Below are 22,211 nucleotides of genomic sequence, written 5' to 3' on the forward strand. Positions count from 1 at the left end.
ATGGACACCTTCGCTCTGGTCGTGACCATCGCGGTCGCGCTCTTCTTCACGTACACCAACGGTTTTCACGACTCGGCGAACGCGATCGCGACGTCGGTGTCGACGCGGGCGCTGACGCCGAAGGCGGCGCTGGCGATGGCCGCGGTGATGAACCTCGCCGGCGCGTTTCTCGGCTCCGGGGTCGCCAAGACCGTCAGCGAGGGTCTGATCCAGACGCCCGAGGGCTCGAAGGGCATGGGAATCCTCTTCGCGGCGCTCGTCGGCGCGATCACGTGGAACCTCGTCACCTGGTACTTCGGCCTGCCCTCGTCCTCCTCGCACGCGTTGTTCGGCGGCATGGTGGGCGCGGCGCTGGCCGGCGGTACGACGGTCTACTGGCACGGTGTGCTGGAGAAGATCGTCATCCCGATGTTCATCTCGCCGGTGGTGGGTCTGCTGGCCGGCTACCTGGTGATGACGGCGATCATGTGGATCTTCCGGCGGTCGAACCCGCACAAGGCCAAGCGGGGCTTTCGTATAGCGCAGACCGTCTCGGCGGCGGGGATGGCCCTCGGGCACGGTCTTCAGGACGCGCAGAAGACGATGGGCATCGTGGTGATGGCGCTGGTCATCGCCGATGTGGAGGACTACGGCGAGCCGATTCCGGTGTGGGTCAAGATCGTGTGTGCGGTGATGCTCTCGCTCGGGACGTACGCGGGTGGCTGGCGGATCATGCGCACCCTGGGGCGGAAGATCATCGAGCTTGACCCGCCGCAGGGGTTCGCTGCGGAGACGACGGGGGCGTCGATCATGTTCACCACGGCGTTCCTCTTCAAGGCGCCGATTTCCACGACGCACGTGATCACGTCCGCGATCATGGGTGTGGGGGCGACGAAGCGAGTGAACGCGGTTCGCTGGGGTGTCGCCAAGAACATCATCCTGGGCTGGTTCATCACGATGCCGGCGGCGGCGTTCGTGGCGGCGTGCGCGTTCGGCGTCGTGAACCTGGCGTTCCTGTAGGGCGCGTGGGTTGCTGGTGCCGCCTGCTTTCCGGCCGCCCGGCACCGATGCGGGCCTCGCTGGGGGCTCCGCCCCCAGACCCCCGGGCCTGTGCCCACCCCACCACCCGACTCGGTCGGCCAAGAGGTGACCCTCGCGTCGGCTTGAACGGCGTCGATGGGCTCGCCCTCTCCGCTGGGCGGATGGGCGGCGCGCCGGAGCGCTCCCGCAGCCGCGTACGGCGGCAAGGGGACGTGTCGGGGGGTGTCCGCCCGCAGCGGTTGGCGCGTCAACACGGGCATGTTGGTAGGTGACCGATTCCGCGCCGTTCCGAGGACGGACACCCCCCGGCGCGGCCCCGACCCACGACAAAGCAGAAGGCGCTACCCGCACCCCCACCCCACCCGCACAGGCCGCCGCAGGCATCCGCACCCCCACCGACCCTGCACAGGCCGCCGCAGGCATCCGCACCCCCACCGACCCCGCACAGGCCGCCGCAGGCATCCCCGCCAAACCGCCCGAGGCAGACGACGGGCCCGCCCCCGGGAGCCGGGGGCGGGCCCTTGGGACCTCGCGGTGGCACCGCCATGCAGCACCGCGAGGGGTCTAGCGGCGGCCTAGCCGAAGCGGCCGGAGATGTAGTCCTCCGTCGCCTGGACCGACGGGTTGGAGAAGATGCGCTCCGTCTCGTCGATCTCGATCAGCTTGCCGGGCTGGCCGACCGCCGACAGGTTGAAGAACGCCGTACGGTCGGAGACCCGCGCCGCCTGCTGCATGTTGTGCGTGACGATGACGATCGTGAACCGTTCCTTCAGTTCGCCGATCAGGTCCTCGATGGCCAGCGTCGAGATCGGGTCCAGGGCCGAGCACGGCTCGTCCATCAGCAGGACGTTCGGCTCGACCGCGATCGCGCGAGCGATGCACAGACGCTGCTGCTGACCACCCGACAGCCCCGAACCGGGCTTGTTCAGGCGGTCCTTCACCTCGTTCCAGAGGTTCGCGCCCTTGAGCGACTTCTCGACGACGTCGCTCAGCTCGCTCTTCTTGTAGTTGCCGTTCAGCCGCAGCCCCGCCGCCACGTTGTCGAAGATCGACATCGTGGGGAACGGGTTCGGCCGCTGGAACACCATGCCGACCTCACGCCGTACCGACACCGGGTCGATACCGGCGCCGTACAGGTCTTCGTCGTCAAGGAGGACCTTGCCCTCGACCCGGCCGCCCGACGTCACCTCGTGCATACGGTTCAGCGTGCGCAGGAACGTCGACTTGCCGCAGCCGGACGGGCCGATGAAGGCCGTCACCGAACGCGGCTCGACCGTCATCGAGATGTCTTCGATCGCCTTGTGGGATCCGTAGTAGGCGGTGAGCCCGCTTACGTCGATTCGCTTGGCCATGTCTCTACTTCACTTCCAGATCAGTCGCCGATGGCCGCGTCAGCGACCGGTCTTCGGGGCCTTCCAGCGGGCAATCCCGCGAGCCCCAAGGTTGAGGATCATCACGAAGGCGATCAGCGTCAGCGACGCCGCCCACGCACGGTCGTACGCCGCACCCGCACCCGCGCTGTTCGCGTACTGCTGATAGATGTACAGCGGCAGCGATTGCTGCGCACCCTCGAAGGGGTTGCTGTTGATGAGCGAGTTGCCCCACACCAGCAGCAGTACCGGCGCGGTCTCGCCGGCGATACGGGCGACCGCCAGCATGATGCCGGTGGTGATGCCGCCGATCGAGGTCGGCAGGACCACCTTCAGGATGGTGCGCCACTTCGGGATACCGAGCGCCAGGGAGGCCTCGCGCAGCTCGTTCGGTACGAGCTTGAGCATCTCCTCCGTGGAGCGGACGACGACCGGCATCATCAGGATCGCCAGCGCGAGCGAGCCGGCGAAGCCGAAGGGCTGCATGTCGAACATCAGCATCAGGCTGAGGATGAACAGACCGGCGACGATCGACGGGATACCGGTCATCACGTCGACGAAGAAGGTGACGGCCCGGGCGAGGTTGCCCCGCCCGTACTCGACCAGGTAGATGGCGGTGAGCACACCGATCGGCGCGGCCATCACCGCGGCGAGGCCGACCTGCTCCAGGCTGCCGAGGATGGCATGGTAGATGCCGCCGCCCGGCTCGGAGTCGGCGATCAGACCCATCGAGTGGGTCAGGAAGTAGATGTCGAGGACCTTCACACCGCGGGAGACGGTCGACCAGATCAGGGACACCAGCGGGATCACGGCCAGCAGGAAGGCGACCCAGACCAGTGAGGTCGCGAGCCGGTCCTTGGCCTGGCGGGTGCCCTCGACGCGGGAGCCGATGACGTACGTACCGAGGACGAACAGGATCGCGGCGATCAGGCCCCACTGGATCTTGCTGTCCAGGCCGGCGGCCAGGCCGATGCCGACGGCGACGGCGACGGAGCCGGCGGCGATCGCGTACGGCGACCACTTGGGCAGGCGCGCACCGCGCAGGGTGCTGGGGCGCTTTTCGGTGATGGCGGCGTTGCTCATGCGTTGGCCCCCGAGTACTCCTTGCGGCGGGCGATGATCGCACGGGCCGCGCCGTTGACCAGCAGGGTGATGACGAACAGGACCAGACCGGAGGCGATGAGCGCGTCCCGGCCCGTCTCGGTGGCCTCACCGAACTTGCTGGCGATGTTCTGGGCGAAGGTACCGCCGCCCGGGTCGAGCAGGCTGGCCTGGATGTCGAAGGTCGGGGAGAGCACGGTCGCGACGGCCATGGTCTCGCCGAGGGCGCGGCCGAGGCCGAGCATCGAGGCGGAGATCACGCCGGAGCGGCCGAAGGGGAACACCGCCATGCGGATCACTTCCCAGCGGGTGGCGCCCAGCGCCAGCGCCGCCTCCTCCTGCATCTGCGGGACCTGCCTGAAGACCTCGCGGCTCACGTTGGTGATGATCGGCAGGATCATGATCGCGAGCAGGATGCCGACGGTGAGCATCGAGCGGGGGGCGCCGCCCTGCCAGGAGAAGATGCCGGTCCAGCCGAGGTACTTGTCCAGCCAGCCGAACAGGCCGTTCATGTTCGGTACGAGGATCAGCGCGCCCCACAGGCCGTAGACGATGGACGGCACGGCGGCGAGCAGGTCGATCACGTACGAGATGGGGCCGCTCAGCCGGCGCGGGGCGTAGTGGGTGAGGAACAGGGCGATGGCGACGGCGATCGGGACCGCGATGACCATGGCGATGATCGAGGAGACCACCGTGCCGAAGGCCAGGACCGCGATGCCGAACTCCGGCGGGGTGACGCCCGTGTTCCATTCGAAGGCGGTGAAGAAGTTGGCCTCGTCCTTGCTGATGGCGAGGGAGGCGCGGTAGGTGAGGAAGACCGCGATCGCGGCCATGATCACCAGCAGCAGAATGCCCGACCCACGGGAGAGACCGAGGAAGATCCGGTCACCGGGTCGGGTGGCGCCCCGCGCCGCGCGCTTCTGCTCGGCGACGGACGGCTGGGGGGCGGGGGGAGGGGCTTCTGTGTTCTTCGTAGTTATATCCATCGGGTTCTCCGGTCTGCGGAGCCGCACCTGAGAGATGCGGCCCGGTGGAGCCGCACACGGTCTGCGGCGGCTCCTGGCGGCGGTGCACCGGACGGTGCGGCCCGGTCCGGGGCTTCAGGCCCCGGACCGGACCGCACTCAGGTCAGCTCAGGCCCTCGATGGTGGTACGGACCTTGGTGATGATGTCGTCGGGCATGGGGGCGTAGTCGTTCTCGGCGAGGATCTGCTGACCCTCCTCGGAGGCGATGTAGCGCAGGAACGCCTTGGTGGCGGGCAGGGTGTCGGCCTTGTTGCCCTTGTCGCAGACGATCTCGTACGTGACCAGGACCATCGGGTAGGCGCCCGCGGCCTTGGTCGCGTAGTTCAGCTCCAGGGCCAGGTCCGTGCCGGTGCCGACGACCTTGGCGTCGGCGATGGCCTTGGTGGCGTTGTCGACGGTGGCCTCGACCGGGGCGCCGGCGCCGGTGTCGAGGGAGACCGTCTTGATGCCGTCCTTGGCGTACGACAGCTCGAAGTAGCCGATGGCGCCGTTGGTCTGCTTCACCTGCTGGGCCACACCGGAGGAGCCGGACGCGGACTGGCCGCCCTTGGCCTGCCACGCCTTGCCGCCCTCGTACGGGAAGTCGCTCTTGGCGGTGGCGATCAGGTACTTGGTGAAGTTGTCCGTGGTGCCGGACTCGTCCGAGCGGTGGAAGGCCTGGATCTTCAGGTCGGGAAGCTTGACGCCGGGGTTCAGCTTCGCGATCGCCGGGTCGTTCCAGTTCTTGATCTGGTCGTTGAAGATCTTGGCGAGGACCGACGCGTCCAGGGTGAGCTTGTCGATGCCGGAGACGTTGAAGCCGACCGCGATCGGGCCGCCGACCATCGGGAGGTCGATGCCCTGGCCGCCGGAGCAGACCTTCTTGGAGGCCTCGACCTCGTCGGGCTTCAGCGCGGAGTCGGAACCGGCGAAGGCCACCTGGCCCTGGGTGAACGCGGTGATACCGGCGCCGGAGCCGCCGCCCTTGTAGTTGATCTGAACACCACAGGCCTGGGTGAACTGCTTGACCCAGGCGTCGATCGCGTTCTTCTGCGCGGAGGAGCCGTCGGCGAGCAGCTGGCCCTTGGCGTCATCACACTTGATGTTGCCGGCCTGGGCGCTCGGGGCCGCGCTGTTGTCGCCGCCGTTGCTGGTGTCGTCGGAGCCGCACGCCGTGAGGGCCAGGGCGCCGGAGACGGCGAGAGCACCGAGGGTGAGGGCCCGCCGGTTCATGCGCTGAAGCTTCACTTGAGGGAGTTCCTTCCAGGAGCCGCCGTCCTGAATTCGGCGGCGTGCGAAGTCTGCGAAGTCTTGGTGATGCGGACCCCGTACTTCGATCCACGGTCCGCACCGCGTAAGGCCGAAACTAGGCAGATCAGGTGAAGCCGCCTATGGCCGTAAGTGAACGGAGGGTGAACCCCTGCGGTCGGTGTGGTTAGGTCACGGAACGCTCACGTCGAGGACACGGGGCGATACACCGGGTGGCTCCGCCGACTATGTCAGGTGCAGGGCCAGCAGGAGGGCGTCAACGAGGGTGCGGTCCCTCGGTTGGGTGAGGCGGCTCCGGGCGGCCGTCGGGGAGAGCCAGAGAATGCGGTCCACCTCGTGGTTCGGGGCGAACGTGCCCGAGACGGCCTCGGCCGCCCAGTAGCGGACCTGCTTGGGGCGGCCGTGGGCGAGATAGTTCATCCCGGGCAGCCGGGCACCGGGTACGGCCCGGTAGCCGGTCTCCTCCTCGACCTCGCGCAGCGCGCCGGCGAGGGGTTCCTCGTCGCGCTTGAGCTTGCCTTTCGGCCACGACCAATCGTCGTATTTCGGTCGGTGGACGAGACAGACCTCCAGTGCGCCGTCCACCGGGGAGCGGCGCCACAGGACGCACCCGGCCGCCTGGACGGGGGACTCCTTCGTGTGGGTCACCGCTGGTTCACCGCCTCCTTCAAGGGCTACGGGGTGCCGACCGTATGCTTCTGCCAGGACTGCTGGAACGTGAAACGCGCCGCCTCCACCTCGTGCCGCTGGTCGGCGTGGAGCACGCCGAGCGCGTACGCCGTCGCCGGGGCGATGCGGGGCGTGCGGGCGGCCTGGGCCGCGGCCGCCGCCGCCTCCGAGGCGTCCCGGTGCCGGTCGAGGGCCTGACCCGTGGTCAGCAGCCGTACGTCGACCGGTCCCTGCTCGCCGTCCAGGACCTCGCGGGCGTAGCGGTGCAGGCGCAGCAGCAGGCGGACCTGGTGCCAGGGGGCGTCCTGCGGGTGCGGGGCCGGGTCCGGGGACAGGCCGTGGACCAGCGCCGCCGCGTTGTACGGGCTGCCGGCGGTGACGAGGGGGAGCGCGGCGACCGCGTCCGTGAGGCGTTCCTCGGCGGCGGCCGCGAGGGGGTGCAGGTCGGTGGTGGGCGCGGTGGCGGTGAGGGGGACCTCGCTGGCCAGTACGGCGATGTTGTCGGCGACCGCGTGGAAGCGGGAGGAGCCGAGGGCCTGGAGGGCGGTGGAGTGCGCTCGGGTCCGTGCCAGGGTCAGTTGGCGTTCGAGCAGGGCGCCTGCTTTGGCCGCGCCTACTGTCAGGTTGCCGCGGTCCGGTGCGGGCGCCGGGTGGGGCGAGGGGCCGGCGTTGCCGGGATCCGCCCCGGCGGAACGACTGCTCACACCTCCGCCGGCTGAAGCGCCGCCCACGGCTACGCCCGCTGCTTGGCCGGGAAACACCGCCCCCGACAACCGGTACAGCGCCAGCAGCAGCCTCTCCAGCCGTGCCGCGTACGCGTGTTCCATCGCCAGCGTGCCCGACAGCCACGCCAGTTCGGGGCGCATCGACTCCGACCAGTCGGGGTCGAGCAGGGGGCGGAAGGTGTGCAGGCTGCCGCTGATGCGGCGGACCGCGCGGCGCAGGGCGCGGGCCGCGTCGACGGCGTCCTCCGAGCCGTGGGATCCGTTGGATCCGTTCGCCGTGGACCCGCCCGTCTCCCGGTGCAGCCGCAGGGCACGGAGGAACTCCGTGGCCTGCGCCCGCAGGTAGCCCGCCAGGGCGTCCCCCGTCACCGGCCCCGCCATGGGATCCGTCGGGTCAAGGTGTCGCTGTGCCACGCCGGCGCCTCCGGGCGTCTATGAGCATCTCCTGGACGTTGCGCAGAGGTTGGCCGTCCGGGTCGGTCGCGTGTCGGGTCCACTCGCCGTCCGGGCCGAGGTGCCAGGAGGCGGTGTTGTCGGACATGCCGGTCTCGAGGAGCCGGTTGAGGGCGGCCCGGTGGGCCGGGTCGGTGACCCGTACCAGCGCCTCTATCCGGCGGTCGAGGTTGCGGTGCATCATGTCGGCGCTGCCGATCCACACCTCGGGCTCGCCGCCGTTGCCGAAGGCGAAGACCCGGGAGTGTTCCAGGAAGCGGCCGAGGATCGAGCGGACCCGGATGTTCTCGGACAGGTCCGCGACGCCGGGGCGCACCGCGCAGATGCCGCGCACCCAGACGTCGCACGGCACCCCGGCCTGGGACGCGCGGTAGAGGGCGTCGATGATCGCCTCGTCCACCATCGAGTTGACCTTGATGCGGATGAAGGCGGGGCGTCCGGCACGGTGGTGCTGGACCTCCTTGTTGATCCGCGAGATCAGGCCGTCCCGGAGGGACTTGGGGGCCACCAGCAGACGGCGGTAGGTCTCGCGGCGCGAGTAGCCCGACAGGCGGTTGAACAGGTCGGACAGGTCCGCGCCGACCTGCGGATCCGCCGTCAGCAGGCCGAGGTCCTCGTAGAGGCGGGCCGTCTTCGGGTGGTAGTTGCCGGTGCCGACGTGGCTGTACCGCCGTAGCGTGTCGCCTTCCTGGCGGACGACGAGCGACAGCTTGCAGTGGGTCTTCAGGCCGACGAGGCCGTACACGACGTGGCAGCCGGCCTCCTCCAGCCTCTTCGCCCACTTGATGTTGGCGTGCTCGTCGAAGCGGGCCTTGATCTCGACCAGGACGAGCACCTGCTTGCCGGCCTCGGCGGCGTCGATGAGCGCGTTGACTATCGGGGAGTCGCCGGAGGTGCGGTACAGGGTCTGCTTGATGGCGAGGACGTCGTCGTCCTCGGCCGCCTGCTCCAGGAACGCCTGCACGGACGTCGAGAACGAGTCGTACGGGTGGTGCAGCAGCACGTCCCGGGTGCGCAGGGCCGCGAAGATGTCGGGCGCGGACGCCGACTCGACCTCGGCGAGGTCCCGGTGGACGCCGGCGATGAACTTCTTGTACTTCAGCTCGGGCCGGTCGAGGCCGGCGATGCGGAAGAGGCCGGTGAGGTCCAGGGGACCCGGCAGCGGGTACACCTCCGCCTCGCTGATCTTCAGCTCGCGCACCAGCAGGTCGAGGACCTCGCGGTCGATGGACTCCTCGACCTCCAGGCGCACCGGCGGCCCGAAGCGGCGCCGCATGAGTTCCTTCTCCAGGGCCTGGAGGAGGTTCTCGGCGTCGTCCTCCTCGACCTCCAGGTCCTCGTTGCGGGTGACCCGGAAGGTGTGGTGCTCCAGGACCTCCATGCCCGGGAAGAGCTCTTCGAGGTGGGCGGCGATGACGTCCTCGAGGGGGACGAACTGGCCCGGGGAGGCCTCCAGGAAGCGGGACAGCAGCGGCGGCACCTTGACCCGGGCGAAGTGGCGGTTGCCACTGACCGGGTTGCGCACGATGACGGCCAGGTTCAGGGACAGGCCCGAAATGTAGGGGAACGGGTGCGCGGGGTCGACGGCCAGCGGCGTCAGCACCGGGAAGATCTGGTGCCGGAAGAGCGTGAAGAGGCGGGCCTGCTCCTTCTCCGTCAGCTCGTTCCAGCGGACCAGGTGGATGCCCTCCTCGGCCAGGGCCGGGGCGACGTCCTCGTGGTAGCAGGCGGCGTGCCGGGCCATCAGCTCGCGGGAACGGGCCCAGATCATCTCCAGCACCTCGCGGGGCTGGAGGCCGGAGGCGGAACGCGTCGCGACACCGGTGGCGATACGGCGCTTCAGACCGGCCACGCGGACCATGAAGAACTCGTCCAGGTTGCTGGCGAAGATCGCGAGGAAGTTCGCGCGCTCCAGCAGGGGCGTGTTCGGGTCCTCGGCGAGTTCGAGGACGCGCTCGTTGAACGCGAGCCAGCTGCGCTCCCGGTCGAGGAAGCGGCCCTGGGGCAGCTGGACGCCGTCGACCTGTGTCTCTTCGTAGGCGTCGAGATCGGCGTCGATGTCGGGTTCCAGGTCGGAGACCGACCCGGCCACGGTGCGTGAGCGGTGCGCGGCTATGGACCCCACGGAGGGCTGGGCGTGCTGGACCGTTGCCTGGGTCTCTTGCTGGCTCATGAGCCCATTCTTCCGCGCCTGCAGCGATACGGGCGCGTCGGACTTCGCGGGCGGGAGCGTGGCGGCAACGCGGGCGACCCCGTTCCCTCCGGTTCCCTCGGGCGGTGGCGAAGGCTCTGGCACTGCGGGCTTCATTCGCCGAGCGTCGCAAGTCCGTCTGAACCAATGGTTACGGCGACATGGCGTGTGGGATATCGGGGAGCGGCTCCGGGGCGTCTGCATCGGCCGGCCGCTGCCGCAACCGTACGTCCCTCGCGCCCGGACGGACGTACGGGGGGCGGGCTCAGACGGTGCGGCGGCGCAGCAGCCAGAAGGCGGCGGTGGTGGCCGTGGCGGCGACGGCGAGGAGGATGCCGGTCTCGACGAGGTTCATGGGCCAGAAATGGGACGGGGGGTGGTAGGTGCCGTCCTTCCTGTGCCAGACGTCGTCGGAGAGCTCGAAGCGGGCCGGGGAGCTCACCGTGGGCCAGAGCTCTTCGCGGTGCCGCTCCAGGTACCGGTTGAGCAGCACCATCGCGGCGACCGCGACCCCCAGGGCGGGCAGCGAGCGGCGCAGCAGGATCGCGGCGAGTGCGCCGACCGCGAGCGCGCACAGGCCGTACGCCACCACGGCCGGGCCGCGGGCGGCGAACACGTCGGCGAAGGTCCAGTCGTCGCCCATCAGGTCCCGGTTCGCCGACCAGGCCCAGCGGTAGACGGGCACGAAGGCCGCTCCGCCGAGAACGATCAGCAGCGCGGGCAGCGCGAGCTTGGCGGTCAGCCAGCGGGCGGGAGAGACGCCCTGGGTCCAGGCGAGCCGTGCGGTGCCGGTCTCCAGTTCGCGGCCGATCAGCGCGCCGCCCGCCCAGGCGGCGACGGCCCAGAAGCTGTAGTACACGAGCGTGCTGACCCAGCCCATCAGCGACATGTACTCGTGGCCGGCGAACCTGTCCGGGCAGAAGCCCTCGGCGCGGTCGCAGCCGGCCCGGGCCGCGCGCACGGAGTCCGCGGTGACCATGTTCAGCCACACCAGACAGCCGACGGAGCCCAGCACGAAGGCCACCCACACGATCCCGGCCGTGCGGTGCAGCCGCAGCACCGTGCGGGGCAGCCCTCGTACTTCCGGAGCTTTCATACGGCGGTCTCCTTGCCGATGGCGGGTGCGGTGGTCCGGCGGTGCAGCAGGCGGAACGCGGCCACGGTCAGCAGGGCGGCGACGGCGAGGAGGACGGCGGTCGCGGTCAGCTGGAGGGGCCAGTAATGGGAGACGGGGTGGTACTCGGCGTAGAAGCCGACCGCGTCGTCGTAGCGGGCGAGGCAGTCCCCGTCGGGGCCGCAGTACGGGTCGGACAGCCGGGCGCCGGTGGCGGTGACGAGCCCTTCGTCGACCGCGATGCCGCTGTACGAGGGGACGCCGCTCACGTCGCCGACCCGGGTGACGGCCGGCCACAGGTGGGGCAGGGCCGGCCGGACGGCGGTCCACAGGCCGACGACGGCCATGACGGCGGCGACCAGCCCGGCGAGCGAGCGGCGCAGGAGCAGGCCGGCCAGGGCGCCGGCGAGCAGGCCGGTCAGGGCGAGGGCGACAGTGATCGGGCCGCCCGCGACGAAGGTGGGGATGTCGTGCCAGGGCTTGGCCGTGTCGATACGGCCCTCGCCCGCCGACCACATCAGGCGGTGCAGCAGGACCAGCACAGCGGTGCCGGCGGTGACCAGGGCGGCCGGCAGCACGAGCTTCGCGGCCAGCCAGCGCACCGGGGAGACCGCCTGGGTCCAGGCCAGCCGGGCCGTGCCGGACTCCAGTTCGCGGCCGATCAGCGCGGCGCCCGCCCAGGCGGCGACCAGGAACGGGAGCGCGACGACGGCGAAGGTCGTGTACTGGTAGAGGTCCTTGTAGAGGAGGATCGCGTCCTGGTCGTAAAGACAGGAGTCGCCCATCCGGCAGGCGTCGTACTGCCGCCAGGCCGCCGCCGAGGCGTCGGTCAGCGGGCCCCGCAGCCACAGCAGCGCGGCGGCGAGGGCGACGACGAGGCCCGTCCAGACGTACAGGGCGGGGCGGTGCAGGCGCAGCAGCCAGCGGACCTGGCGTGGGGCGGCGGCGGGTGCGGGTGCGGGTGCGGCGAGGGTCAGGGCGGTCACGCGGCGTTCTCCTGGGCCTGGTCCGGGGTGAGGGCGGGTGCTTCGGGGTTGCGCAGATGGGCGAGGACCAGTTCCTCCAGGGAGGGGCCGTTCGTCCGCCAGTCGCCGGGGAGCGGGCCCGCCGGGCGGATCAGCGCGGTGAGCTGACGGCCGGTGGTGCGGGACTCGACGACGGTGTGCGGGGCGAGGTCGGTCTGCGCGGGTGCGGCCACGCGCGCGTGGGCGGCGAGCAGGTCGTCGATCTCCCCGGCCATGCGGACCCGGCCGCCGCCGATGAGGAGCAGGTGGTCGCAGGAGTCCTCCAGTTCCGCGACCACGTGCGAGGACATCACGATCGTCATGCCGTCCTCGGCGGCCTGCGCCATCAGCACGCCCATCAGCTCGTGCCGGGCCAGCGGGTCGAGGTCGGCCATCGGCTCGTCGAGCAGGAGCAGCTCCGGCCGCTTGGCGAGGGCGAGGGCGAGCGCCACGCGGGTGCGCTGGCCGCCGGAGAGGGAACGGATCCGCGACTTCGGGTCGAGGTCGCCGCCGGCCACGATCCGCTGCGCGGCGGGCGCGTCCCAGCGTTCGGGGTTGAGGTCGGCGCCCATGCGCAGGGTCTCGGCGACGGTGAGCTGCGGGTAGAGCGGCTTGCCCTGGTCGACGTAGCCCACGCGCGCGCGTGCCTCGCCAGGCCGCGTCCCGAGGACGGTGACCGTCCCCTCGGTCGGGGCCAGCAGCCCGGCGGCGAGGGCGAGCAGCGTGGACTTGCCCGCGCCGTTGGGGCCGACGACGGCGCAGACGCGTCCGGTGGGCAGCCGGAAGGTGCAGTCGCGCAGCGCCCAGCTCCCCCCAGTCTTGACTTCGCTCGACCGGGGGGACCCCCATCGCCGGCCGTAGCGCCTGCCCAGCGCGGCCGCCTCTATCGCCGTGTCGGTCATGACGGGTCTCCCTGAAAGGTCTTGTCGAGTACGGCAGTGAAGAGTGCGGCCACGTCGTCCCGGTCCAGGCCGGCGGCGCGGGCCCGCTCCGCCCACGCGTCCAACTCCTTGCGCAGGGGGGAGTCGGCCGGGGTGGTGCTCAGCCCGCGGCGCACGAACGTGCCGAGTCCCCGCCGAGCCTCCACCAGGCCCTCGCGCTCCAGCTCGCGGTAGGCCTTGAGCACTGTGTTCGGGTTGATGGCGGTGGCTTCGACGACCTCGCGGGCGGTGGGCAGTTTGTCGCCGGGTTCCAGCAGGCCCAGGCGCAGGGCCTGTTTCGTCTGCTGGACGATCTGGACGTAAGTGGCCACGCCGCTGTGCCGGTCGATGCGGTACTCGACCACGGACAACCACCCTTTCACTAATTGAGTAGTGAAAGGGTGGTGGAAGGTCGGTGCGAAAGTCAAGCGCAGTCTGGTGAACCGATCGAGCGGGCTCGTCCGATGAGGAGATGTGAGCGATACGAGAAGCGACGGGGAACTGCTGCGGGCCATCGCGGCGGACGGGGACCGGCGCGCCTTCGAGGAGCTGTACCGGCGGTTCGCGCCGTGGCTCACCGCACGGCTGCGCGGCCGCTGCGCCGATGCCGGGGTCGTCGACGACGTCGTACAGGAGACGTTTCTGGCGGTGTGGCGGGGGACCGCGCGCTACCGGCAGGAAGGGGACGTGGCCGGGTGGCTGTGGCGCGTCGGCTCGCGGCGGCTGGTCGACGCGCTGCGCGGCGACGGGGCTCGGGGGCGGCTGCGGCAGGCGCTGGCGCGGCTGCGGCACCGGGACGAGGCGTCCGCGGAGGAACGCGTGCTCGCGGGGGTGGAGCACGGGGACCTCGCGGGCGCCCTCATAAGCCTCTCGCCCGAGCTGCGCGCGGTGCTCCAGGCCACGGTCATCGACGGGCTGACCACCCGGGAGGCGGCCGTCCTCCTCGGCATCCCGCCGGGCACGGTCAAGACGCGGGCGATGCGGGCCCGCAAGCAACTCCGGGAGGCGCTGGCATGACCTGGCATGTCGCAGAACAGGACCTACGGGCCTACGCGCAGGGAGAGTTGGCGCCCCCGGTGCTCTGGTCCGCCGACGCCCACCTCACCGCCTGCGCGCAGTGCCGGGCTGTGCTGGCCGAGGTCAGCGACCCCGTCGCCCTGGACGCCGGATGGGAGCGGCTGGACGCCGAACTCGACGCGCCCCGGCCGGGGCTCTTCGAGTCGCTGCTGCTGCGGCTCGGCGTCGCCGACCACATCGCGCGGCTGCTCTCGGCCACGCCCGTGCTGCGCGGCTCCTGGCTGGGCGCGGTCGTCGCGGTGCTCGTGATGAGCGTCGTGGCGGGCAACGCGGCCCGGACCGCCGACTCACCCACGCTTTTCCTCGCCCTCGCACCGCTGCTGCCCCTCGTCGGGGTCGCGCTGTCGTACGGACCCGCGCTGGACCCGACGTACGAGATGGCGGTCGTCTCCCCGGTGCACGGCTTTAGGCTGCTGATGATCCGTACGGTCGCCGTGCTCGTCGCCGGCCTCGGTCTCAACGGCCTCGCCACGCTCGCCCTGCCCGGGTACGGGCTGCGCGCCCTCGCCTGGCTGCTGCCCGCGCTCGCCCTCACCGCGACCGGGCTCGCGCTGACCTCCCGGCTGGGCCCGGTGCTCGCGCCCTCGCTGGTCGGCGGGGCGTGGATCGCGCTGCTGCTGGCCGCGCACGCGGCCGGGCCGACCGGCGGCGAACCGCTGGCGCCGTTCACGGCGCTCGGGCAGGGGGTGGCCGCGGTGGTGGCGGGGCTCGCGGGCGGGCTGCTGTTCGTGGCGCGGGACCGCTTCGACCGCTTTCAGGGGAGCGCCGTATGACGCACTCCCACGTCGATCTCGACGTGTTCCCCGTTTTCTTCCGCGTTTTCTTCTGCGATTTCTTCTACGGGAGTGCCGTATGACCCCCACCGTCTCCGCCTCCGGGCTCAGCCTCCGCTACGGCGGTACGCGCGCCCTCGACGACGTGTCGCTGCGGCTGACGCGGGGCGTCACCGGGCTGCTCGGGCCCAACGGCGCCGGAAAGACCACCCTGTTGCGGGTGCTGGCCACGGCCGTGCCCGCCGACCGGGGCGCCTTCACCGTGCTCGGGAACGACCCGGGTACGGCACGCGGCCGGCAGGGCGTGCGGCGCGTGCTCGGCTACCTGCCCCAGACCCCCGGCTTCCACCCGGACTTCACGGCCTTCGAGTTCGTCGACTACGTGGCCATCCTCAAGGAGCTGACCGACCGGACCGCCCGGCACCGTGAGGTGCGGCGCGTGCTGGAGGAGGTCGATCTCGGCGACGTACGCGGACGGCGCATCAAGAAGCTGTCCGGCGGGATGAAGCAGCGGGTCGCGCTGGCCGCCGCGCTCGTCGGCGACCCCGGCTTCCTCGTCCTCGACGAACCGACCGTCGGTCTGGACCCCGAACAGCGCATGCGCTTCAGGGAGTTGATCGCACAGGCGGGGGAGGGGCGCACGGTCCTGCTGTCCACCCACCAGACGGAGGACGTGGCGATGCTCTGCCACCGGGTCCTGGTGATGGCCGGCGGACGGATCCTCTTCGACGGCACCCCGGCCGAACTGACCGCACGGGCGGCCGGCCGGGTGTGGAGCAGCACGGAACGCGACCCGGGCGCGATGGCCGGCTGGCGCACCGGCACCGGCTCCTTCCGCAACGTGGGCGATCCGCCACCCGGCGCCGAACTCCTCGAACCCACCCTGGAGGACGGCTACCTGCTCACCCTCGACAGCGCGGGCGCGGAGGTGGCGGCGGCATGAACGCGGTCATGGAAGCGACGGCCCCGCCCGTCGTGCACAGCGAGCCACGCCGGGCATGGGCGGCCGTGTTCGCCCTCGCCCGCTTCGAGGCACGCGATCTCCTGCGGTACATCCCGGTGGCGCTCACCCTGCTCGTGTACGTCGGCTACACCCTCTGGACGCTGCTGTTCGAACGCGACGGCATGGACGCCTATCCGGCGCTCCAGGACGCCGACCGGGCGACGCAGAACAGTCCCTTGCTGCTGGGGATCGCGCTGCTCGTCTGCGTCAACCGGGCCGCGCTGCGCAGCCGTCGGCGCGGAACCGACCGCCACTTCGACGTACTGGTCATGGAGCCGTGGCGGCGTACGGTCGCCCACGCCCTGTCCGTCGTGCCGTTCGGGCTGCTCACCGCGCTGCTCGTGCTGGGCGAGTTCACCTGGCAGGCGCTCAGGCCGGGCGCTGTGGGCCACGGGTCGGTGGCCGAACTGGCCGTCGGTCCCCTGTTCGTGCTGCTGTGCGGCGCCCTCGGGCTGGTGTTCGCGCGGCTGATCCCGACGGCTTTCGCCGCCCCGGTGCTCGTGATCGGTCTCTTCACGGCCTCCCTGTTCGTCTCCGCGGGCACGGGCGGCGCGGAGTGGAGCCGCTGGCTCTCGCCGGTCGTCGGTGAGAACAGCACCGAGACACTGCCGTCCGACCTGATCGGCCGGCCCGCCGCCTGGCACGCCCTCTATCTGACCGGGCTCGTGCTGCTGGCGGCCACGGCCGCCGTACTGGCGGGCGGCGGCCGGAACTGGCCCGTCAAGGCGGGCGTCGCGGGCGCGCTCGCCCTGACGCTGACCGGCGCGGTCGCGCAGTCCGGGGGCGTCTCGGCGGAGGTGACCGCGGCCCGGCAGCGGGCCTCGCTCACCCCGGAGAAGGACCAGACGTGCGTCCAGGAGGGCGACTCGCGGTACTGCGCGTTCCCGGAGTGGACCGGCCGGGCGGGCACCTGGGACGGGGTGGTCGACCGCGTCCAGTCCCTCGCGAGCGGGTCGGCGGCCGAGCAGCGGTTGCTCGTACGGCAGCGGATCGAGGCCCGGTACGGGCTCACCGGCGACTCAACGCTCCAGCCGTCCACGACACCCCACCAGGTGACCGTGGGCACGCGCTGGGGCGGCAACCGGGTCCCTGAGTTCGCGGTCGCCGTGGCCTCCGTGCTGGTGGCGGGTGACGAGGCGAAGGGCTCGGAGCTCTGCGACGGCCGGATGGTCACGGTGATGTGGCTGGCCCTGGGAGGTGCCCCCGACCCGATGTCCGACTTCCGCGACGTCCGCCTCGACGACAGCGTGACCGGCTCGGCGATCGTCCTCGCGCCCGCCAACCCGCTGTCCATGTCGGAGCGTCAGACGGATGTCGTACGAGAGCTGCTGACCCGCCCGCGCGCGGAGGTGACCGCCGCCGTGAAGGAGCACTGGGGCGAGCTGACGAAGCCGGGGGTCACCACGGCCGACGTGGCCCGGGTGTTGGGGGCCGAGGTGCCCAAGGCAGGCGACGAGTGTGCGGAGTGAGGGCGGCGTGGGGATGACGGCCCGCGGCGTGGGATGTGAGGGGGTGCGGCGATGAAGGGCTGGATTGCTGAGGGGGACCGACGAGTGCCGGGCGTGAACGGGGTGTTGGTGTCGGCCGTGGCGCGTACGGTGCCCTGGCGGGCGCTGGGCGCGGGTGCGGCCGTAGGCCTCCTGATCGTCGGCCTGCCGCGCCTGCTGTCCACCCCGCCCGACCCATGGATGGCCCTCAACCTGCTGCGCGCCTCCGCTCTCGCCTTCGCGCTGGGCCTGGCGTTCCTGCTGGACGACCCCGCCCGGCACATCACCACACCCGTCACCACCCCGCGCTGGATACGGACGGGTCTGCGGGCGGCGCTGGTCGCGCCGGTGGCCGCGCTGTGGTGGACGGCCGCACTGGCCCTCGTCCCGCGCGAGGTACGGCCCCCGACCGGCGCCGTCACCCTGGAGGCCGCCGCGACCGCCGCCCTCGCCCTGGCCGCCGCGGCCACCGCCGTACGGCTCACGGACGAGCCCGAGCCGGGACCGTCCGTGGCGGCCGGCGTCCTGACCACCGCGGTCCTGGCCCCGCTGCTGTTGCCCGGCCGGTGGGCCCTGTTCGTGCCGGTCGGCGACCCGCGCTGGGATGCCGCGCACGACCGGTGGGCGGTGGTGCTGGTGGGGGCGGTGCTGGTGTGGGGGGTGTGCGGGCCGGAGCCGTTGCGCAGAGGGCTTCTCAGGTCTCCGTCCGGTACATCAGATCCGCCTCGTACGTGACGAACCCCAACCGCTCGTACACCGACACCGCCGCCTTGTTGTCGGCGTCGACGTACAGCATCGCCGTAGGCACCCCCTGCCCCGCCAGATGCCGCAGCCCGATCGTCGTGAGGGCCTTTCCGAGCCCGCCGCCCTGTGCCCCCGGGCGCACGCCCAGGACATACACCTCGCCCAGCCGCTCCTCCGCGTGGACCTTGGTCCAGTGGAAGCCGATCAGTTGTCCCCCGCGCTCGGCCAGGAAGAAGCCCGCCGGGTCGAACCACGGCTCGGCCTTGCGGTCGTCGAGGTCCCGCTGGGTCAAGGAGCCCTGTTCGGGATGGTGGGCGAAGGCGGCGGCGTTGACCTCGAGCCAGGCCGCGTCGTCCGCGCCGGGGACGAAGGTCCGGACGGTCACGCCCTCGGGCAGGACCGGGTCGGCGAGGTCCATCCCCGTCAACGGCCGCCGCATCTGGCGCAGTTCGCGGAAGAGGGTGAGCCCGAGGACCTGGGCCAGGTGCCGCGCCGCGGCGTGGCCGCCGTGTGCCCACACCCGTAGCCGCTTGCCGGACGCGGCGAGGAGCGCCGAGCCGAGGGCGCGGCCGTGGCCGCGGCCCCGGTGCGAGGGGTGGACGACCAGTTCCGCCGCCGGTGCCTCCACCGGATCGGTGTCCTCCAACTGGGCGTAGCCGACGAGTTCGCCGTCCACATACAGCAGCAAATGGGCCACGCCCTCGCGTGGGCCGCCGCGCAGCTGCAACCGGCCCTGTTCGGACACCGCCTGCTGCCCGTCGTTCCGGGCGGCCTCCGCGAGCAGCCCGAGCACGGCCTCGGTCTGCTCCGGGGAGAGCGCGGAGTGGGTTTCGATCGAGCGGGAGATGCCGGGGCTTCCGGAGTCGTCGCTGGTCATGCGTACGAGGGTAAGGGGCCGCCCCAGCAAAGTGGCGGCAAAGAAGCAACCAGGATGTAACCCGCAAACCTCTGTCACGCTACGCGCGTTGACCTTAGGCTGCGCCGGACGGGGCCACCGACTCACCAGACCCACAGGGGGGCGTATGCCAGCCATATCCCAGCCGCGCCGACCGGATGCCGTGCGCCGCAGACGTAGTACACGCCGACTCCTCGTCGCGGCCGCCGGTCTCGCCACCGTCGGCGCCCTGGCCGCCGCGCTGCCGACGGCGGCGAATGCCGGCGAGACCAAGGGCAAGCCGGGCGCTCCCGTCCCGGGCCGCTACCAGGACGTACAACTGCTGTCCTTCAACGACCTGCACGGCAACCTGGAGCCGCCGTCCGGTTCCGCCGGCCGGGTCACCGAGGTGCACGAGGACGGGACGACGAAGACCATCGACGCCGGTGGTGTCGAGTACCTCGCCACCCATCTGCGCGAGGCCCGCGAGGGCAACAAGTACTCCATCACCGCGGCCGGCGGCGACATGGTCGGCGCCTCCCCGCTGATCTCCGGCCTCTTCCACGACGAGCCCACCATCGAGGCGCTGAACAAGCTGGAGCTGGACGTCACGTCCGTCGGCAACCACGAGTTCGACGAGGGCGCCAAGGAACTGGCCCGCCTGCAGAACGGCGGCTGCCACCCCACCGACGGCTGCTACACGAACGAGGGCTTCGAGGGCGCCGACTTCCCCTACCTGGCCGCCAACGTCCTGGACGAGAAGACCGGCAAGCCGATCCTCAAGCCGTACTGGGTGTGGAAGAAGAAGGGCGTCAAGGTCGGCTTCATCGGCGTGACCCTGGAGGACACCCCGGGCGTCGCCTCCGCCGAGGGCGTCAAGGGCCTGAAGTTCAAGGACGAGGTCGAGACGATCAACAAGTACGCCAAGGTGCTGCAGCGCCAGGGCGTGAGGTCGATCGTCGCGCTGATCCACGAGGGCGGGGCGCCGGCCTCGTCGGCGTACAACTACGACTGCGATGCGCCGGGCGCGGGCGACGGCATCTCCGGCCCGATCGTCGACATCGCCAAGAACATCACCCCGCAGGTGGACGCGCTGGTCACCGGCCACACCCACGCGGCGTACGTGTGCACCATCAACGACCCGGCGGGCAAGCCGCGCATGGTCACCTCCGCCGCGTCCTTCGGCCGCCTCTACACGGACACCACGCTGACGTACGACCGCTGGACGGGTGACATCGCCCGTACGGCCGTGCAGTCCGCGAACCACGTGGTCACCCGGACCGTCCCCAAGGCGCCCGACATGACCCAGCTGATCAGCAAGTGGAACACCCTCGCGGCGCCCATCGGCAACCGCGCGATCGGCTACATCTCCGCCGACATCCCGAACACCGGGACGGAGTCGCCGATGGGTGACCTGATCGCCGACGCGCAGCTCGCCCACGGCAAGGAGCTCGACCCGGAGACGGACCTGGCGTTGATGAACCCGGGCGGTGTCCGCGCCGGGCTCACCTACGCGGCCAAGGGCAGTGAGGGCGACGGTGTGGTGACGTACGCCGAGGGCTTCACCGTGCAGCCGTTCTCCAACACCGTGAACCTCCAGGACTTCACGGGCGCGCAGCTCATCCAGATCCTCAAGGAGCAGGTGAGCGGCTCGAACACGGCCGCACCGAGGATCCTGCTGCCGTCGACCGGTCTGACGTACACGCTCGACATGACGAAGACCGGCGCCGACCGGGTGGTCACCGACTCCATCAAGCTCAACGGCACGGCGATCGACGCTTCCGCCACCTACCGCGTCGCGACCAACAGCTTCCTCGCGGGCGGCGGCGACGGCATCCCCACGCTGGGCCAGGGCACGAACGACCTGGTCGGCGGCGACGACCTGGCCGCCCTGGAGAAGTACCTGACGGCCAACTCCTCGGCGACGAACCCGATCGCGCCGCCGGTGACGAACCGGATCACGGTCGTGAGCTGAGTCGCATACCTCCGGTAGAGGTTGCGGGTGGGGGCGGTACGCATGGTCGGATAGATCGATGCGTACCCCCCACCACATAGTGACGCATCGCTACACAAACCCATACGAAGAGTTGGGAGCCCTGGACGACGGGCCGCTGGAGGACCACCTCCACGAAGACCCCGAAGAACCCGGAGACCCCGGGGAGCCCGAGGGCGACCGGGAGATCGCGGGCGGGGGCGAGCCATGGGCCCCGCCGCATCACGGCCGGGGCGACCGGCGCCGGCGGCGTCGCTTCTCCGCCCTGCCGTTCGCGCTGAAGGCGGTCGTGGGCCTGGTGGTCCTCGCCGCCTTCCTCACCCTCGCCGACCGCTGGGCCCTGCTCTACGCCGAGCACCGCGCGGCGGACGCCCTCAAGGACCGCATGGACCTCACCGCGGCCCCCGAGGTGGAGATCGGCGGCTTCCCCTTCCTGCCCCGACTCGTCGATGGCCGCCTGGACTCGGTGAAGGTGACCGTCCCGGACGTGGCGGCCGACCGGGTCACGCTGGCCGCGGTGTCGGCGACGGCCCACGACGTACGGCTGGACGGTGACGGGCCGACCTCCATACGCGGCGCCCGCGTGCCCGAGCTGAACGGCGACGTCCTGCTCTCCTTCGCCGACATGAACCGCGAACTCGGCGCGTCCCAGGTGAGGTTCACCGGCGCCGGCCCCGACCGGATCTCGGCGCGCGGCACGCTGCCGGTCGCCGGGCACGATCTGCGGCTGCGGGCCGAGGTCCGCATCGGGCGCGACGGCGACCAGGGCATCGACACGCAGATCGGCGGAATGCGCCTGGACATCGGGGACCTGGCGACGTACCGGCCCGGTGTCCGCGCCTCGGAGGGCCTGCACCTGACGCCGAAGTCGGCCGCCGACCTCGCCCGCGAGACCCGCAAGGTGCGGTCGCTGCTGGCGGTGCCCTCCGTCATACGGCGCATGGGGGTGCCCGAGGCGACGGTCCGCGAGGCCCTGAACAACGACGACCGGCTCGCCGAACTGACCGGCTCCCCGCGCTTCGTCCACCAGGCCATGCGGGTCAACCTCCTCGACCTGGCCGTGGCCCACCCCGAGGTACTGGACCGCCTCGGCTTCGACACGCCCCTCCTCGACTCCCTCTCCCGGCTGACCCGCCCGGTCCTCGCCGACCAGCTCAACCTCGGCTTCCGGCTCCCGGAGCCGCCCGAGGGCGAGTTGCGGCTGCGGGATGTGCGGGTGGAGGAGGACGGGATCCGGGTGCGGTTGGCGGGGGAGGGGCTGACGTTCGGCGGCTGAGGCCCGCTCCGGGTAAAAGAATCACCGTTGGCATGTGAAGGTACTGCAAGGGATTGCAGGGTTTGCTTCTCCGATGCAAATTCCGGGGGTCGGGTTCCACTTTCCCGGTGTGACGTAGGACATCCCCCGCAGCGGCTGGCTGG

General features: G+C 71.3%; 20 protein-coding genes. 8 read left to right on the top strand and 12 right to left on the bottom strand.

Going from position 1 to position 22,211, the window contains the following annotated elements; translation table 11 throughout:
* A complete protein-coding gene (locus ABT063_RS37590) occupies positions 1-999 on the top strand; it encodes an inorganic phosphate transporter (RefSeq protein WP_351064898.1) in 999 nt (332 codons plus the stop codon).
* A gap of 596 nt (positions 1,000-1,595) precedes the next feature.
* Here the strand turns inward: ABT063_RS37590 and pstB are convergent.
* From pstB to ABT063_RS37645, 11 genes are all read right to left on the bottom strand, one after another.
* Positions 1,596-2,372, bottom strand: coding sequence for a phosphate ABC transporter ATP-binding protein PstB (gene pstB, locus ABT063_RS37595; RefSeq protein ID WP_095752171.1), 777 nt, complete (start codon positions 2,370-2,372; stop codon positions 1,596-1,598).
* 39 nt (positions 2,373-2,411) lie between these two features.
* A complete protein-coding gene (gene pstA, locus ABT063_RS37600; protein WP_351064900.1) occupies positions 2,412-3,473 on the bottom strand; it encodes a phosphate ABC transporter permease PstA in 1,062 nt (353 codons plus the stop codon).
* A complete protein-coding gene (gene pstC, locus ABT063_RS37605) occupies positions 3,470-4,477 on the bottom strand; it encodes a phosphate ABC transporter permease subunit PstC (RefSeq protein WP_351064902.1) in 1,008 nt (335 codons plus the stop codon). Before pstC ends, pstA begins: the two co-directional genes overlap by 4 nt.
* A gap of 142 nt (positions 4,478-4,619) precedes the next feature.
* A complete protein-coding gene (gene pstS / locus ABT063_RS37610; RefSeq protein WP_351064904.1) occupies positions 4,620-5,744 on the bottom strand; it encodes a phosphate ABC transporter substrate-binding protein PstS in 1,125 nt (374 codons plus the stop codon).
* Positions 5,745-5,990: 246 nt separating this feature from the next.
* Positions 5,991-6,413 carry an NUDIX hydrolase gene (locus ABT063_RS37615; protein WP_351064906.1) on the bottom strand — a complete coding sequence of 141 codons (423 nt, stop codon included), beginning with the start codon at positions 6,411-6,413 and terminating at the stop codon, positions 5,991-5,993.
* Between the two features lie 26 nt (positions 6,414-6,439).
* On the bottom strand, positions 6,440-7,573 hold the full coding sequence (locus ABT063_RS37620; RefSeq protein WP_351064908.1) for a CHAD domain-containing protein: 1,134 nt from the start codon (positions 7,571-7,573) through the stop codon (positions 6,440-6,442).
* Positions 7,554-9,920 carry an RNA degradosome polyphosphate kinase gene (locus ABT063_RS37625; protein ID WP_502990961.1) on the bottom strand — a complete coding sequence of 789 codons (2,367 nt, stop codon included), beginning with the start codon at positions 9,918-9,920 and terminating at the stop codon, positions 7,554-7,556. The genes ABT063_RS37620 and ABT063_RS37625 overlap by 20 nt, the downstream gene beginning before the upstream one ends.
* 148 nt (positions 9,921-10,068) lie before the next feature.
* A complete protein-coding gene (locus tag ABT063_RS37630) occupies positions 10,069-10,899 on the bottom strand; it encodes an ABC-2 membrane transporter-related protein (protein WP_351064912.1) in 831 nt (276 codons plus the stop codon).
* The gene (locus ABT063_RS37635; RefSeq protein ID WP_351064914.1) at positions 10,896-11,903 is read right to left on the bottom strand and encodes an ABC-2 membrane transporter-related protein; all 1,008 of its coding nucleotides are present in this window, start codon (positions 11,901-11,903) and stop codon (positions 10,896-10,898) included. Before ABT063_RS37635 ends, ABT063_RS37630 begins: the two co-directional genes overlap by 4 nt.
* Positions 11,900-12,823: an ABC transporter ATP-binding protein gene (locus ABT063_RS37640; RefSeq protein WP_351064916.1), complete on the bottom strand. Its 924-nt coding sequence runs from the start codon at positions 12,821-12,823 to the stop codon at positions 11,900-11,902. Before ABT063_RS37640 ends, ABT063_RS37635 begins: the two co-directional genes overlap by 4 nt.
* Positions 12,820-13,206 carry a GntR family transcriptional regulator gene (locus ABT063_RS37645; RefSeq protein ID WP_351064918.1) on the bottom strand — a complete coding sequence of 129 codons (387 nt, stop codon included), beginning with the start codon at positions 13,204-13,206 and terminating at the stop codon, positions 12,820-12,822. The genes ABT063_RS37640 and ABT063_RS37645 overlap by 4 nt, the downstream gene beginning before the upstream one ends.
* A gap of 109 nt (positions 13,207-13,315) precedes the next feature.
* Here ABT063_RS37645 and ABT063_RS37650 point away from each other — a divergent pair, with 109 nt between their 5' ends.
* The 5 genes from ABT063_RS37650 (at position 13,316) to ABT063_RS37670 (ending at position 17,916) form a co-directional block, all read left to right on the top strand.
* A complete protein-coding gene (locus tag ABT063_RS37650; protein WP_351064919.1) occupies positions 13,316-13,858 on the top strand; it encodes an RNA polymerase sigma factor in 543 nt (180 codons plus the stop codon).
* Positions 13,855-14,691 (top strand): cupin domain-containing protein, encoded by an 837-nt coding sequence (locus tag ABT063_RS37655; RefSeq protein ID WP_351064921.1) that lies wholly within the window; start codon positions 13,855-13,857, stop codon positions 14,689-14,691. Before ABT063_RS37650 ends, ABT063_RS37655 begins: the two co-directional genes overlap by 4 nt.
* Positions 14,692-14,770: 79 nt before the next feature.
* A complete protein-coding gene (locus ABT063_RS37660) occupies positions 14,771-15,634 on the top strand; it encodes an ABC transporter ATP-binding protein (RefSeq protein WP_351064923.1) in 864 nt (287 codons plus the stop codon).
* Positions 15,631-17,163, top strand: coding sequence for an ABC transporter permease (locus ABT063_RS37665; protein WP_351064925.1), 1,533 nt, complete (start codon positions 15,631-15,633; stop codon positions 17,161-17,163). Before ABT063_RS37660 ends, ABT063_RS37665 begins: the two co-directional genes overlap by 4 nt.
* A 51-nt stretch (positions 17,164-17,214) precedes the next feature.
* Entirely contained in the window at positions 17,215-17,916 is a 702-nt protein-coding gene (locus ABT063_RS37670; protein WP_351064927.1) for an ABC transporter, read from the top strand.
* On the opposite strand, the gene mshD is transcribed toward ABT063_RS37670, so the two are convergent.
* Positions 17,876-18,802, bottom strand: a complete 927-nt coding sequence (gene mshD / locus ABT063_RS37675; RefSeq protein WP_351064929.1) for a mycothiol synthase — start codon at positions 18,800-18,802, stop codon at positions 17,876-17,878. The two genes, ABT063_RS37670 and mshD, sit on opposite strands and share 41 nt — an antisense overlap.
* Before the next feature lie 145 nt (positions 18,803-18,947).
* Between mshD and ABT063_RS37680 the strand changes: the two genes are divergently transcribed.
* Both ABT063_RS37680 and ABT063_RS37685 read left to right on the top strand, forming a co-directional pair.
* A complete protein-coding gene (locus ABT063_RS37680; RefSeq protein ID WP_351064931.1) occupies positions 18,948-20,774 on the top strand; it encodes a bifunctional metallophosphatase/5'-nucleotidase in 1,827 nt (608 codons plus the stop codon).
* A gap of 58 nt (positions 20,775-20,832) precedes the next feature.
* The gene (locus ABT063_RS37685; RefSeq protein WP_351064932.1) at positions 20,833-22,068 is read left to right on the top strand and encodes an LmeA family phospholipid-binding protein; all 1,236 of its coding nucleotides are present in this window, start codon (positions 20,833-20,835) and stop codon (positions 22,066-22,068) included.
* Positions 22,069-22,211: the final 143 nt, after the last annotated feature.

The organism is Streptomyces sp. NPDC002838 (assembly GCF_040295365.1).
Taxonomy (GTDB): Bacteria; Actinomycetota; Actinomycetes; order Streptomycetales; family Streptomycetaceae; genus Streptomyces.

Coding starts and splice junctions, on each gene's coding strand:
- ABT063_RS37590 (WP_351064898.1), top strand. CDS start 1: ATGGACACCTTCGCTCTGGTCGTGACCATCGCGGTCGCGCTCTTCTTC.
- pstB (WP_095752171.1), bottom strand. CDS start 2,372: ATGGCCAAGCGAATCGACGTAAGCGGGCTCACCGCCTACTACGGATCC.
- pstA (WP_351064900.1), bottom strand. CDS start 3,473: ATGAGCAACGCCGCCATCACCGAAAAGCGCCCCAGCACCCTGCGCGGT.
- pstC (WP_351064902.1), bottom strand. CDS start 4,477: ATGGATATAACTACGAAGAACACAGAAGCCCCTCCCCCCGCCCCCCAG.
- ABT063_RS37625 (WP_502990961.1), bottom strand. CDS start 9,920: ATGAAGCCCGCAGTGCCAGAGCCTTCGCCACCGCCCGAGGGAACCGGA.
- ABT063_RS37630 (WP_351064912.1), bottom strand. CDS start 10,899: ATGAAAGCTCCGGAAGTACGAGGGCTGCCCCGCACGGTGCTGCGGCTG.
- ABT063_RS37640 (WP_351064916.1), bottom strand. CDS start 12,823: ATGACCGACACGGCGATAGAGGCGGCCGCGCTGGGCAGGCGCTACGGC.
- ABT063_RS37655 (WP_351064921.1), top strand. CDS start 13,855: ATGACCTGGCATGTCGCAGAACAGGACCTACGGGCCTACGCGCAGGGA.
- ABT063_RS37660 (WP_351064923.1), top strand. CDS start 14,771: ATGACCCCCACCGTCTCCGCCTCCGGGCTCAGCCTCCGCTACGGCGGT.
- ABT063_RS37665 (WP_351064925.1), top strand. CDS start 15,631: ATGAACGCGGTCATGGAAGCGACGGCCCCGCCCGTCGTGCACAGCGAG.
- ABT063_RS37670 (WP_351064927.1), top strand. CDS start 17,215: ATGAAGGGCTGGATTGCTGAGGGGGACCGACGAGTGCCGGGCGTGAAC.
- mshD (WP_351064929.1), bottom strand. CDS start 18,802: ATGACCAGCGACGACTCCGGAAGCCCCGGCATCTCCCGCTCGATCGAA.
- ABT063_RS37680 (WP_351064931.1), top strand. CDS start 18,948: ATGCCAGCCATATCCCAGCCGCGCCGACCGGATGCCGTGCGCCGCAGA.
- ABT063_RS37685 (WP_351064932.1), top strand. CDS start 20,833: ATGCGTACCCCCCACCACATAGTGACGCATCGCTACACAAACCCATAC.